Origin of the sequence: Gaetbulibacter aquiaggeris (assembly GCF_044003965.1) — a bacterium.
Lineage (GTDB): Bacteria > Bacteroidota > Bacteroidia > Flavobacteriales > Flavobacteriaceae > Yeosuana > Yeosuana aquiaggeris.
The window spans coordinates 165,846-179,777 of record NZ_JBAWKC010000004.1 but is presented as its reverse complement, the minus strand read 5'-3'; the positions used below and the strand labels follow the sequence as shown (position 1 = coordinate 179,777).

Here is a 13,932-nt window from a genome sequence, read left to right as displayed (position 1 = left end):
GAATTTAATTATTGAATCCAAAGGTATGCAAATTTTTTATAGACCTTCTTTTTGATTTGTTTTTAGTAAGTTTTTAACTAATGTTTTATTACAAACTTCAGGAAAAAGTTCATCAATAATAAAAGAATATTCTTCATTATATCTTAATCCATTTTTTAAATGGAATGTGCCTTTATCGGTTTCATTAAGTATAAAAAACAAGCCTGCTAATCTGTATTCTAGTTCTGCATTTTCTGGGTAAAATTCTACGGCTTGTTCAAAGTTATAAATAGCAGCTTCAGGCTCTCCAAGTTTAATTAATAAGTCACCACGTGATAGCCAAGTTGAGAGTTCATAATTTCCCAATTCCAATGTTTTTTTGAAGCCTCTTTCAGCCTCTTCGTACAATTTTAATCTTAAATTTATTTGAGAATATAATTTCCAGTAAATCACATTTTCACTATCAATATTAATGGCTTTGTTAATATAGTACAGCGCTTTTTGATAGTTTTTCTTTCTATTATAAAATCTGGTGATAGCAATCCAACCTTTGTCTAATAAAGGATCTTCATGTACCGTTTTATAATAGTACTGAACGGCCAAATCATCTTTTTTTAATTTTTCATAACAATTTCCAATGCGCAACAAAGCAAAGGAAGTAGGATCATCAAGTTTTAAAGTAAAACTATAAAACTCAATGGCTTCTTCAAAACGTTTTAATTTTTCTAGGACTTTTCCTTTTTCAAGATAGGCTCCTACAAAACTATCATCAGAAATAATAGCAAAATCAAAAGCCGCTAAAGCCTTTTTATAATCTTTTAAAGTAAAATATTGTTTACCTAATTGATGCCAGGCAACTTCGCAATACGGATTCTCATCTAAAAATGAGTTCAAATATTCAATAGCTTGGGTGTTCTGATCCAGAAAATCAAAACAATAAATGATGTTATATAACGCTGAATAATCTTCAATGTCTTCATCAAGACATTTCATGAAATAGTTCTTAGCTTCTTCAAATTGATCTAGAAATAAATACTCCATTCCTATTAATGAATAGAGGTCAACAACATCATCAGTCAATTCTAAAGCTTGTTTAAGAACCTCAATAGCCTGAAGATGTTCATCTTTTTTTGAAAGAATGTTAGCTTTTTGAATATAAATTTCCTCATTCATAGGTTCGAGACGATACAACTCATTTAATAGAGCATCTGCTTGAACTAATTTATTTTCAAACACATAAACTTCAACTTTAAAAAGTTTTAAGTTAGTTGAAGTAGGGTGCTGATCTAGACCTAATTTAATAGCTTTTTTTGCTAAGGACATTTTACCTTGATTCAGGTAATGGTGGATAATATTTTCAAACTCTTCTGAATCAAAAAACAAAACATTGTTTGTTTTTAGCATGGATTCAAATTTTATTAAAGGAAAACTATCGTTGTCGTTAGAGCTATACTCCATAAGCATGTTTGTATGATTCTACGTCGTTAAATGTATGATTCTAATCGTTTTTTTAGGGAAGATGACTTAAATGTTTTTAACAAAGTAATCAACAGATAAACCTTTTATAAAGAAAAGAAGTGTTTATTATTTGATAATGAATAAGTTATACCTTATTAAATTTTTTAAATTGAATTCAAAACATGAATGATTATTGAGCATCCTTTGATTATTTCTTCGTTTGAAATGGTTAATGGAGGGGTGATTCGGATTGCTTTTGGCTCAAATAATAACCAAAAAAGAATTAATCCGTGCTCTTGACAGGTTAAAATCACCTTATTTGTAATGTCTTCTGAAGGCATCATTAATGCAAGCATAAGCCCTTTACCCCGAATTTCATTAATAAAAGGATGTACTAAAAGCTCTCTAAAAAGTAGCTCCTTTTCTAAAGCTTGAGCCATTAATTCGCTTTCAGTGATTTCGGTTAAGGTGGCTAAGGCAGAAGCTGCAATAACTGGATGACCACCAAATGTGGTTATATGGCCAAGTTTTGGATTTTCGGTAAGTAAATCCATTAAGTCTTTAGAAGCGGTAAAAGCACCAATTGGCATACCTCCACCAAGCCCTTTTCCTATTACAAGAATATCAGGTATGCATTGATAATGTTCAAATCCAAATAGTTTACCTGTTCTGCCAATACCAGGCTGAATTTCATCTAAAATAAGTAGCGCACCAACTGCATCACATTTAGCTCTTACTTTGGCTAAATAATTATTTTTTGGCTCAATAAAACCAGCGCCGCCTTGAATAGTTTCTAAAATAACACCTGCTGTTTTTGAAGTTATATGGTCTAGGTCTTCTTCTTTGTTAAACGTAATAAATCTTACGTCGGGAAGTAAAGGCCTGAAAGCTTGTTTTCGTTCTTCGTAACCCATAACACTCATAGAACCCATTGTGTTTCCATGATAAGCATTAAAGGCAGAAATAATTTCACTTCGTCCAGTGGCTCGTTTTGCAAGTTTCAAGGCCCCTTCAATAGCTTCAGTTCCTGAGTTTACCAAATAAGTTGTTTCTAATGGATAAGGTAAGTTTTTTGCCAGTAATTTACAGAGTTCAACGGCTGGCTTTTGAATATATTCACCGTAAACCATAACATGTAAATACTTGTCTAATTGCACTTTAATAGCCTTAATTACTTTTGGGTGATTATGACCTAACGGGATTGCAGAAACACCGGCAACGAAATCCAAATAAGCTTTTTGATTGGTGTCATATATATAAGATCCATGTGCATGAGAAATAGTCATGGCTAATGGATGCGTAGTTGTTTGCGCCTGGTATTTAAAGAATTCAGACCTCATAAAATTACTACTGATTTGGTTTGGTTAACATTGGCTTATCTTTTAAAAGTAGTTTTTTGTCTTTAATGTTTTTAGGAATATTTCTTGATGCCTTGGAGTCTTGTTTGATATTTGTGTTGGATTTTTTATCTGCAGATTCTATTCTTTCAAGCATGGCATCATCAAAAAATTCTTCTTGTGGTACGTAATCATCTAAGCCTGTTATTTTTGGTAAAACCAACGGCGGATCATCTTTAAATAAATCGTCAATACTTTTTAATTGTTCTTCCTCACGCCAGTCAAAACCTTTTAATAATTTTTCCTTATCAGGGAATGTGGACTCAGGGTATATTTTACCATCAATTTGATTTATTTTCTTAACTTCTTCAATAATCTTTTTATCTAAATAAATTTTAATACTTCCTGACTTTGCTTTATCAATACCAACCAATTCGTTTAAGTCGTTTCTAAAATAATAGATAGACTCTGCATTTTTTATAACATCAACGGTTTTTAATTCGTTTTCTTCATTAAATAAGCCTACCAAACGTTGACCTGCAATTTGATTAAAACCAGCTTCAAGCGTATCTTTACTTATTAAAAAGGCATTTTTGAATACAATAAGAGAATCTAATTTTTCGGTTTCAGGATTTGAAATAAGGTGAATGGTATCTCCGGTCATTTGGTTGCCAATATTCCATAAAATGGGTCTTCTTTTAGTTGAAAAAGCATCACCTGTTGAATATTTGGAGATATTGATAAGCTGCGTTAATCCTTTTTCATGATTCACATGAACAGAATCTGCTTTGCCACTCATATCGGATTTGTAAAGTCTTACATTTCTAAAAGCCCTGGTAATTCTTTTTTCAGGTTTACCTGTTACCATTAAGGTATCGGCATGCATATAAATGGAATCGTTTTCTTGAACCGTGATAGCTAATGCGCGTTTGGTTATGAAAACGGAATCTTTTTCTTTAAAAACCTCCGCATAATGGCCTTTAACGATGCTATGGTTTAAAGTATCCGTAACTTTTATGTTATTAGTAGCCGAAGCAAAACTTCTGTTATTATCAAAATATAAGCTGTCCCCTTCAATGATTCTGTTATCATAATTAATTCTTGATTTTTTCAAGGCATGACCAATTTTGGTTTTTGTGTCATAATACCCTTTTTCACAATAGGTCACACTTTCTTCAGTAGTAATAGTGGAAGGACCAAATAAATAGGCTTTTCCGGTATCTGAATAAAAATCAAAATAATTAGATTTTATAGTGGCATCCGGATTTACTAAAACAACATCAGTTACAAATTGATACTTTTTCAAATTCATATAGTAACGACCAATCTTGCTGGTGATAGTACCGGAGGTGTCTTTTACAACTTTCCCGCCATTTCGGTAAAATGCTTGTTGTTTTTCTCGGTCAAAATATAAAGTATCAGAAGTAATGGTGGAATTCGGGTCTGTTAAAACAACATCACCGCTGGCAAATGCTAATTTGGTAATCCCGCTATATTCAATGTATTTTGAATTCATATTGATGGTATCTCCTTGAATCAAGTTTACATGGCCATAGGCTTCAATAAAATTTTCTTTACCGTAATAATAGGCTTTATCACACCACATATTGATGCTTTCATGTACAATATGAATTTGTTGGGAATCATCGCGAGTTAAGATTTTTGCTCCAGGGTATTCGGCTTCATTAAAGGTCAGGAAACCAGAGTATTCAATCTCAATTTTTTTTTGGTCTTGTGCTTTTGAACCGATGGTAACGGCCAAAACACAAAAAAGGAATAATATGGTTTTTAATGTGTTCAAATTAATTTTGTTTGTCGCAAAAATAACGATAATAATCATGTTTCAGAATAATCAATCAAAAAACGCTCCAATTTTTATGAAGCGTTTTTTAAATAAAATATGATGATTTACTTTATTTTTTATTTCTAAAAATAGTTTGTTTTCTATCTGGTCCAACTGAGACAATGGTGATTGGGATTTCAAGTTCTTTTTCTAAAAACTGAATGTATTCATTTAATTCTTTAGGTAGTTGACCTGCCTCTGACATTTTTGTCAAATCTTCATTCCAACCTTTAAATTCTGTGTAAATAGGTTGTACATTTTCTGGTTCAATATTATAAGGAAAATGGGTAATAACAGCTCCTTTATAATTATAGGCAGTACAAACTTTAAGTTTTTTAAAACCTGAAAGTACATCGCCTTTCATCATCATTAACTGAGTGACACCATTCACTTGACAGGCATATCTTAAGGCCACTAAATCAAGCCATCCACAACGTCTGGGTCTTCCTGTTGTGGCACCAAATTCTTGGCCAACACGACTCATAGTAGCACCATCTTCATCAAATAATTCAGTAGGGAATGGTCCAGAACCAACACGTGTTGTATAGGCTTTAAAAATGCCAAATACATCGCCTATCTGACTAGGTGAAACCCCTAAACCAGTACATGCTCCTGCAGCAGTTGTATTACTTGAAGTAACGTATGGATAAGTTCCAAAATCAATATCTAATAAAGATCCTTGGGCACCTTCCGCAAGTATCGTTCTACCTTGTTTTTGTGCTTGATACAAATATTCTTCTGAATCAATAAATGTAATTGATTTCAAAACTTTTACAGCTTCAAAAAATTCTTTTTCAAGTTCTGCTAAATCATATTGAATATCAACATTGTAGTAAGAAATCATGGATTCATGCTTGTCTGCCAGTGCTCTATATCGTTCTTTCCAGTCCGTTAATTCTAAATCACCAACACGAAGTCCATTTCTGCCTGTTTTATCCATATAAGTTGGTCCAATACCTTTAAGAGTTGAACCAATTTTCGCTTTTCCTTTAGCAGTTTCACTTGCCGCATCTAATAAGCGATGGGTAGGTAATATGATGTGGGCTTTTCGAGAAATCAACATTGATTTTCTATAATCAACATTTTGTTCTTCAAGCTTATCTAATTCTTTTTTAAATATTACAGGATCAATAACAACGCCATTACCTACTAAATTTGTAGTGTCATCATGAAAAATACCAGATGGAATGGTGTGTAAAACATGCTTTCTGCCATTAAAAACTAAGGTGTGCCCTGCGTTTGGACCACCTTGAAAACGTGCTATAATATTGTATTTTGATGTTAATACGTCAACAATTTTTCCTTTGCCTTCGTCTCCCCATTGTAAGCCTAATAGTAAATCTACTGCCATTGTAAGTTTTAATTATTTTTTTGCTTTTCTATTTCCATAAAAGTAGAGTGAATGATTACTGATTTCAATATCAAAAACTTCTTCTATTGTTTTTTTAATCGATTGTATTCTAGGATCACAAAATTCAATAACTTCTCCTGTGTCCGTAAGAATAACGTGGTCATGCTGTCTGTCAAAATATGATTTTTCGTAATGTGCTTGATTTTGACCAAATTGATGTTTTCTAACAAGGCCACATTCCAACAGTAATTCAATAGTATTATAAAGGGTTGCACGAGAAACACGATACTTTTTGTTTTTCATGCTGAGATACAAAGACTCTATATCAAAATGTTCTGTTTTATTATAAATTTCTTGAAGAATGGCATAGCGTTCAGGAGTTTTACGATGACCATTGCCTTCTAAAAAGGCAGTAAAGACATTTTTAACAATATCCTGATTTTTTGTATCCACTTTTACATTCATAATCTCAAGACAAATTTACACTTTTATACTCTATTCACTTTATCTATGCCATTAATTTTTTTAAGTTTTTCAATTAGTTTTTTAACAAGTGTATTGTTTTTTACAATAATATTTATTTTGCCTGTAAATAAACCGTCATCACTTTCAAAACTTAAACTTTTCATGTTTACGTGCATATTTGATGATATCTCCTTAGTAATATCATTGACAAGACCCATGTGGTCAATACCTGAAACACTTATTTGAACTAAAAATTCTTGTTGTGTTGAATCAATCCATTTGGCAGACATGATTCTGTATGCGTAATTAGATTGTAAGCTAACTGCATTTGGACAGTTTTTTTTATGAACTTTGATGCCTTCTGTAACGGTTAAAAAACCAAAGACCTCATCACCAGGAATCGGATTGCAGCAATTGGCCAATTTATAATCTAGTTTTTCTTCTTCCTTACCAAAAACAATGGAATCATAATTTGACGTGACTTCCTCTTTTTCTAAATCCTCTTTTTTTATGTTAGCCTTTCTGGTAATTTTATTTTTAATAAAACTCATTAGGGCATTGCTTCTTGAGGAAGCATAATCTTTCAGCATGGTGTTGTCAATAGTGCCAATACCAACTCTGTAAAATAAGTCTAAACTTGTTTTAAGTTTAAAGTAGTTGACTAACTCATTGATACTTGCTTCATTTAAAGTGATTTTTAATTGCTTTAATTTTCTTCTTAAAACTTCTTTTCCTTCTTCACCAACCCGCTTTCTGTCTTCTTTTAATGCTGATTTAATTTTACTTCTGGCTCTTGCAGTTGTTGCATAATCCAGCCAGTTGGTAGTTGGCTTGGCAGTATCAGAAGTTAAAATATCTACCTGATCTCCACTTTGCAATTCATGACTTAAAGGAACCAGTTTTCCATTAACTTTAGTGCCTCTTGTTTTCATTCCAACTTCAGAGTGGATACTAAAAGCAAAATCTAATGCAGTGGCACCTTTCGGTAAAGACTTGAGCTCACCTTTAGGAGTAAAAACAAATATTTCTTTTGAATAAAGATTAAGCTTAAATTGTTCAACAAAATCAACGGCATTTATATCTGGATTTTCAAGGGCTTCTTGTAATCTGTTAATCCAGTTTTCTAAATTATCTTCTTTTTCTTCATCCTGCTTATACTTATAATGAGCAGCATATCCTTTTTCAGCAATTTCATTCATACGCTCACTTCTTATTTGCACCTCCACCCATCTGCCTTTTGGTCCCATTACAGTAATATGAAGTGCTTCATAACCCGTTGATTTGGGCGAAGATATCCAATCTCGAAGTCTGATGGGATTTGGTCTAAAATGGTCCGTTACAATAGAATAAATTTTCCAGGCTAAAAACTTTTCGTTTTCTGGGTCACTTTTATAAATAATTCTAATAGCAAACTTGTCATACACCTCATCAAAAGAAACCCCTTGTTTTAACATTTTTCGACGAATAGAAAAAATAGATTTGGGTCTGCCTTTTATAGTATAATTGAGGTGTTCTTTATCCAAAGAAACTTTAATAACATGACTAAACTCGTTTATATAAAGGTCTTGCTCTTCTTTGCTTTCCTTAATTTTATATAAAATATCATTGTAAACTTCGGGCTCTGTATATTTTAAGCCCAAATCTTCAAGTTCTGTTTTTATATTATAGAGGCCAATTCTATGGGCTAATGGCGCATATATATAGAGTGTTTCTGAGGCAATTTTGACTTGTTTGTCTGGACGCATGGCATCCATTGTTTGCATATTATGAAGCCTATCGGCAATTTTTATAATAATTACCCGAACATCATCATTCAGCGTCAATAACATTTTTCTAAAATTTTCTGCTTGTAAAGAGGCGTGCATATCTTGCTCCTTACTTAAGGAAGAAATTTTAGTTAATCCATCAACAATTTTAGCTACTGTTTTTCCAAAAAGGCGCTCAATATCTTCAATAGAGATATCTTTATTATCTTCTACAACATCATGTAATAAAGCTGCAGCAATGGAGGTGGCGTCTAAACCAATTTCTTGTGCAACAATTTTTGCAACGGCTAATGGGTGAAAAATATAGGCTTCCCCAGATTTTCTGCGTTGGTTTTTATGGCCATCTAGTGCCACATCAAAAGCACTTCTTATAAGTTTTTTATCCTCGTTGGTTAGCGTTCTGTAACTTACTTTTAATAACTCTTTGTAGGCTTTGGCAATGGCTGCATTTTCTTGTTCTATAGCTTCATCTGTCATAAACTAAAAATAGCATAAAGAATATTAACATACAACAGCTTTGTTGTTTTTAATTTCTAAATTAAAATGGTTAAGAATTTAAAAAATGAACTAGTAATTCAATGGCTTTACCTCTGTGACTAATTTTATTTTTCTGGGTTAAATCCATTTCAGCAAAAGTTTCATTAAACCCATTGGGTTTAAATATAGGATCATATCCAAATCCTTCATTACCATGTTTTATTTCTGTAATGATTCCTTCACAAACACCTTCAAAAGTGTGTAGCTTATTGTTAAGATGTAAGGCAATGACTGTTTTAAATTGTGCTTTTCTGTTTGTTTGATTTTTAAGACTTTCAAGTAGTTTCTGCATATTATCATCTGCATTTCTTTGTTCCCCCGCATAACGAGCAGAAAAAACACCTGGCTCGCCATTTAAAATAGCTACTTCAAGTCCGGTGTCATCAGCGAAGCAATCATAACCAAAATGCTTTTTTATATATTCAGCCTTTTGAATGGCATTGCCTTTTATGGTATTTTGCGTTTCTGGAATATCTTCAAAACACCCAATTTCGTCTAAACTTAAGAGTTTAATATTTTCGGGCAACAAGACTTGTACCTCTTTAATTTTGTTGTGATTGTTAGTGGCAAAAACGAGTTGCATAGATAGGATATTTTGTAAGTTTCGTACCGAAATTCAACAAAGCTAAAATTAAAATTGAGACCTTGTTTTTTATATATTAAAAATATATCTAAAATTTATATCTTGTCCTCTTAAAATATAATTAAATAAATTCTTTCCAAATGAAACGGATTCTAATCATTGTTTTGTCATTTTTATCAACTTTTTATAGTCATTCTCAAAACCAACCTTGGCAAGGTAAATTTGAGCCCATTGATAATTTAATCAATCAGCCTAATTCTTTTAGAGCAGCCAGCGGCGCACCTGGTAAGGATTATTGGCAACAGCGTGCTAATTACAAAATTGATGTCGTTTTAGATGAAAAGAATAATACCATTTCGGGTGAAGAAATGATTACTTATTTTAATAATTCGCCTGATGATCTGAATTATTTATGGATTCAGCTGGAACAGAATATTAATAAAAAAGGTAGTGAAGATTTTGGCTCAGTAAATAATAGCATCACAGAAGGTATGAGTACCCGCCAGATGCAGTTTCTTACAAGAGCGATTGATTTTCCGGCAGGTTATACCATTAAATTTATAAAAGATGAAAGCGGAAATGCCATCAAATCTTTGGTAAATAATACCATGATGAAAGTAATTCTTAATCAACCTTTAAAATCTGGTGAATCATTAAGTTTTTCTATTGGATGGTCTTATCCAATCACGGACAGAAGCATGTTTTTATTGTCTAGAGAAGGTTATGAATATTTTCCAGCGGATGAGAATACCGTTTATTTGATTGCGCATTGGTTTCCAAGAATGGCTGTTTATAATGATACTGAAGGATGGCAAAATCAGCAGTTTAACAGGTTGGGGGAGTTTGCGCTTGAATTCGGGAATTATGAAGTAAATATTACGGTTCCGGAAGATCATATTATTGCATCCACAGGAGAATTACAAAATGCTAGTGAAGTTTTAAATAAAACACAGCTTAAGCGATTAGAAGAAGCCAGAAAATCTTTTGATGAACCATTGTTAATTGTGACCAAAGAAGAAGCCGAAGCTAATGAAAGAGAAAAATCAGCTAGGTTAAAAACATGGAAATTTAAAGCAGTTAATGTTAGGGATTTCTCGTTTGCGTCCTCTCGTAAATTTATTTGGGATGCACAAGCCGTAAAATTTTCTGATCACAATACTTTAGCTATGTCCTTTTATCCTAAAGAAGGACTACCTGTATGGCAGGAAGAATCAACAAAGGCAGTAGTAAATGCATTGCAGGTTTATTCAGAATCAACTTTTGAATATCCATATCCTGTAGCTATTTCTGTGAATACGTCAAATATTGGAATGGAATTTCCTATGATTAGTTTTAACGGAGGTCGTCCTGTTGATGGAAAAATGAGTGATGCGGCCAAACAAGGCATGATAGGAACTATAGTTCATGAAGTAGGACATAACTGGTTTCCTATGATTATAAGCTCTGATGAGCGCAAATGGATGTGGATGGATGAAGGATTAAACACCTTTATTCATCAAAGAACCATTTCAGAACGATATCCTGACTTTTATAGTTTTCAACCTAGAACAGTTGTGCCTTTTATGAGTGGAGATAAGAGTATCATGCGTCCTATTATGACAACATCAGATAATGAATTATTTAGTCAATTTGGGGCTAACTTTTATTTAAAACCTACCGTTGGTCTTCAAATGTTAAGAAATTCAATTGTTGGGAAGGAACTTTTTGATCAGGCATTTAAAGAATATTGCAATAGATGGAAATATAAGCATCCAAATCCCGCTGATTTATTTAGAACACTTGAAGATGCCACAGCTGTTGATTTAGATTGGTTTTTTAAAGGATGGTTTTTTACTACGGATAATGTTGATATGGAATTATCTGATGTGAAATGGTTTAAAGTGTATGAAGAATCCTTGAATATTGAAGATCAAAATAAGAATGTGAAAATGAAAATTGAAGGTGAAAATTCTGGTGGCAAAGCAAAAGATTTTTCAAGTGGTCCAGAAGTAATAAATATGGCCTCAACTTCAGATCAAGGTTATGGTCAATTTTTATCGAGGCTTGATGAACCAGAGATTCGCAAGCAACTATCAGGAAAGAATATTTACGAAGTGACCATAAAAAATGTGGGTGGTCTGGTAATGCCAGTCACTATAGAATGGATATTTAAAGATGGAAGTTCAGAAATGGACAAATTGCCGGCTGAAATTTGGCGTCTTAATGAATATGAAATAAAGAAGACGTTTGTTAAAGACAAAGAAGTGACTCAAGTTAATTTAGATCCTAACTTTGAATTTGCTGACACTGATATGAATAATAATAACTTTCCAAAAAAGGAAGAACCATCTGATTTTGATAAGTTTAAAAGTAAGAATTAAATATGCAGGCATTTAATTCACCGTTAGAAGCATTTTTATATTGGGAAACAACCACGCCAAACAAAGTATTTCTAAGGCAACCAGTTCATGGTAAAATAAAAGAATATACTTATGCGCAAGCAGGAGTAGAGGCCCGAAAGATAGGCGCTTACTTAAAGTCTTTAAATTTACCTGAGCAATCTCATATCGCTTTAATATCAAAGAATTGTGCGCATTGGGTGCTTGCAGATATTGCTATTATGATGGCTGATTGCGTCTCCATTCCCATTTACCCAACACTGAATGCGGATAGTATTCATCAAATATTAATACATAGTGAATCAAAGGCAATTATCATTGGTAAGTTAGATGATTTTGAATCTCAAAAAAGCGGTATCCCGGAAATTCATAAAATTAGTATTGGATTATATGATCAATCAAGTGGAATGCTCTGGGAAGATATTATTGCAAAACAAGATGCATTGGTTAATATAAACCTACCGCAAAAAGAAAAATTACATACTATTATTTATACTTCTGGTACCACAGGGATTCCAAAAGGGGTCATGCATAGTTCAGGCAGTTTTATGGAGAGTTCCAAAACGTTAAAAACACATTTTGAATTTCCAGACCATCTTAAATTGTTTTCTTATTTGCCACTGGCGCATGTTGCAGAACGTGTTTTAGTGAATGCAGGTCTGGTTTTTGGTGGTAATGTCACATTTGCAGAATCCTTAGAAACTTTTGCAAAAGAACTGGAAGCAACACAACCACATCTCTTTTTTGCGGTACCAAGAATCTGGACCAAGTTTAGAGAAAAAATTTTAGAAACCATACCTCAAAACAAGTTAGGCATCCTTTTAAATATTCCTGTTATTAATACACTAATTAAAAGAAAGCTTAAACAGAAACTCGGCTTGGCAGAAGCCGTCTTTATTGCTTCTGCAGCGGCTCCCATAGCCTCAAGTTTAGTAAAATGGTATCAAAAGCTTGATATTAAAATTTTGCAAGGTTATGGGATGACTGAAGATTGCTGTGTCTCTCATTTTAATACACATCAGAACAATAAAATTGGTACGGTTGGTAAAACTCTTAATGGTGTCAAAGTTAAATTAACAGAAGAAGCTGAAATCTGTATTAAAAACAACTGTTTAATGTTGGGGTATTTTAAAAACCCTGAAGAAACTACTAAAGTTTTTGATAAAGAAGGCTATTTAAAAACGGGTGATAAGGGCGAATTTGATCATGATGGATTTTTAACCATAACGGGTCGAGTAAAAGATCAGTTTAAAACGGATAAAGGTAAATATATTTCTCCATCTCATATTGAATTGTTACTTTCTCATAATACTGATATTGAACAGATTTGTATTGTAGGCACAGGAATTCCGCAGCCTATAGCATTGATTACTTTATCTGAACTTGGTAAATCAAAATCTAAAATTGATTTAGTGCAAAGTTTGATGGATACAATAAAAAGCATCAATCCTAACTTGGAAAAGCATGAACGATTGGAAAAAGTGGTTATAATGAAAGAAGACTGGACTGTAGCTAATGGCTTAGCAACTCCAAGTTTAAAAGTGAAACGCAATAACATAGAGAAAATACATCAAGATTATTATCAGTCCTGGTTTGAAATGAATGACTTCGTTATTTTTGAATAAATTAAATACTATGAAACTTCTTTGCATAGGAGATAGTTTGACGTTTGGTTATGAAACGGCCGTTTCAAAAAAATGGACCAGTTTACTTGAAATTGAATTGAATATAGACGTCATTAATTTCGGAATTAATGGTGATACAACTTCGGGTATGTTAAGCCGGTTTATGGCTGCAATTAGGGAGTTTAAGCCAACACATTGTTTGATTTTTGGTGGTACCAATGATTTATGGTTTGGTTTAAATGACGAATTTATAATTTCCAATGTTTATGCTATGTGCAAACAGGCATCATATTTTAATGTAATGCCTTTAGTTGGAATACCAACACCTTGCTATAATCATAATGAACTTAATGTGATAGGTGAAAACTATTCTGAACGAATTAAAAAATTTCAAGAGTTACTAATTCAGTTCTGTTCAACTAAAGAAATCAAGTGTATTAATTTTAATGAGGGTATAGACAAAGATTTCTTTATGGAAGATGGTATGCATTATAACGAAAAAGGGCATGTTTTTATGATGAATCTTGTAAGAGAAAAATGGCACGGCCTTTTTTAAATGACTGTTTTAAAAAAAAATATTAATTCCCTGAACATGAACGGGGCTCTATTA

Annotated in this window: 10 protein-coding genes; 3 read left to right on the top strand and 7 right to left on the bottom strand. The window is 32.7% G+C overall.

The genetic code is table 11. The annotated features are described in order from the left end of the window. Window positions 1–36: 36 nt before the first annotated feature. From V8G56_RS12590 to V8G56_RS12560, 7 genes are all read right to left on the bottom strand, one after another. The gene (locus tag V8G56_RS12590; protein ID WP_395438806.1) at window positions 37–1,437 is read right to left on the bottom strand and encodes a tetratricopeptide repeat protein; all 1,401 of its coding nucleotides are present in this window, start codon (window positions 1,435–1,437) and stop codon (window positions 37–39) included. A 164-nt stretch (window positions 1,438–1,601) separates the two neighbouring features. Then, window positions 1,602–2,777 (bottom strand): aspartate aminotransferase family protein, encoded by a 1,176-nt coding sequence (locus tag V8G56_RS12585; RefSeq protein ID WP_395438805.1) that lies wholly within the window; start codon window positions 2,775–2,777, stop codon window positions 1,602–1,604. Window positions 2,778–2,784: 7 nt separating this feature from the next. Continuing rightward, window positions 2,785–4,575, bottom strand: a complete 1,791-nt coding sequence (locus tag V8G56_RS12580; protein ID WP_395438804.1) for an OstA-like protein — start codon at window positions 4,573–4,575, stop codon at window positions 2,785–2,787. 112 nt (window positions 4,576–4,687) lie between these two features. Continuing rightward, entirely contained in the window at window positions 4,688–5,968 is a 1,281-nt protein-coding gene (locus tag V8G56_RS12575; RefSeq protein ID WP_395438803.1) for an adenylosuccinate synthase, read from the bottom strand. A gap of 12 nt (window positions 5,969–5,980) precedes the next feature. After that, window positions 5,981–6,433 carry a Fur family transcriptional regulator gene (locus tag V8G56_RS12570; protein WP_395438802.1) on the bottom strand — a complete coding sequence of 151 codons (453 nt, stop codon included), beginning with the start codon at window positions 6,431–6,433 and terminating at the stop codon, window positions 5,981–5,983. A 23-nt stretch (window positions 6,434–6,456) separates the two neighbouring features. Further along, window positions 6,457–8,676, bottom strand: a complete 2,220-nt coding sequence (locus V8G56_RS12565; protein ID WP_395438801.1) for a RelA/SpoT family protein — start codon at window positions 8,674–8,676, stop codon at window positions 6,457–6,459. A gap of 70 nt (window positions 8,677–8,746) precedes the next feature. Then, window positions 8,747–9,319, bottom strand: coding sequence for a non-canonical purine NTP diphosphatase (locus tag V8G56_RS12560; RefSeq protein ID WP_395438800.1), 573 nt, complete (start codon window positions 9,317–9,319; stop codon window positions 8,747–8,749). Between the two features lie 140 nt (window positions 9,320–9,459). Here V8G56_RS12560 and V8G56_RS12555 point away from each other — a divergent pair, with 140 nt between their 5' ends. The 3 genes from V8G56_RS12555 to V8G56_RS12545 are packed head-to-tail and all read left to right on the top strand — an operon-like array spanning window position 9,460 to window position 13,878. Continuing rightward, window positions 9,460–11,679 carry a M1 family metallopeptidase gene (locus V8G56_RS12555; protein ID WP_395438799.1) on the top strand — a complete coding sequence of 740 codons (2,220 nt, stop codon included), beginning with the start codon at window positions 9,460–9,462 and terminating at the stop codon, window positions 11,677–11,679. 2 nt (window positions 11,680–11,681) lie between these two features. Then, entirely contained in the window at window positions 11,682–13,322 is a 1,641-nt protein-coding gene (locus tag V8G56_RS12550) for an AMP-binding protein (RefSeq protein WP_395438798.1), read from the top strand. A 10-nt stretch (window positions 13,323–13,332) separates the two neighbouring features. After that, window positions 13,333–13,878: a GDSL-type esterase/lipase family protein gene (locus V8G56_RS12545; protein WP_395438797.1), complete on the top strand. Its 546-nt coding sequence runs from the start codon at window positions 13,333–13,335 to the stop codon at window positions 13,876–13,878. The last annotated feature ends 54 nt before the right edge of the window (window positions 13,879–13,932 follow it).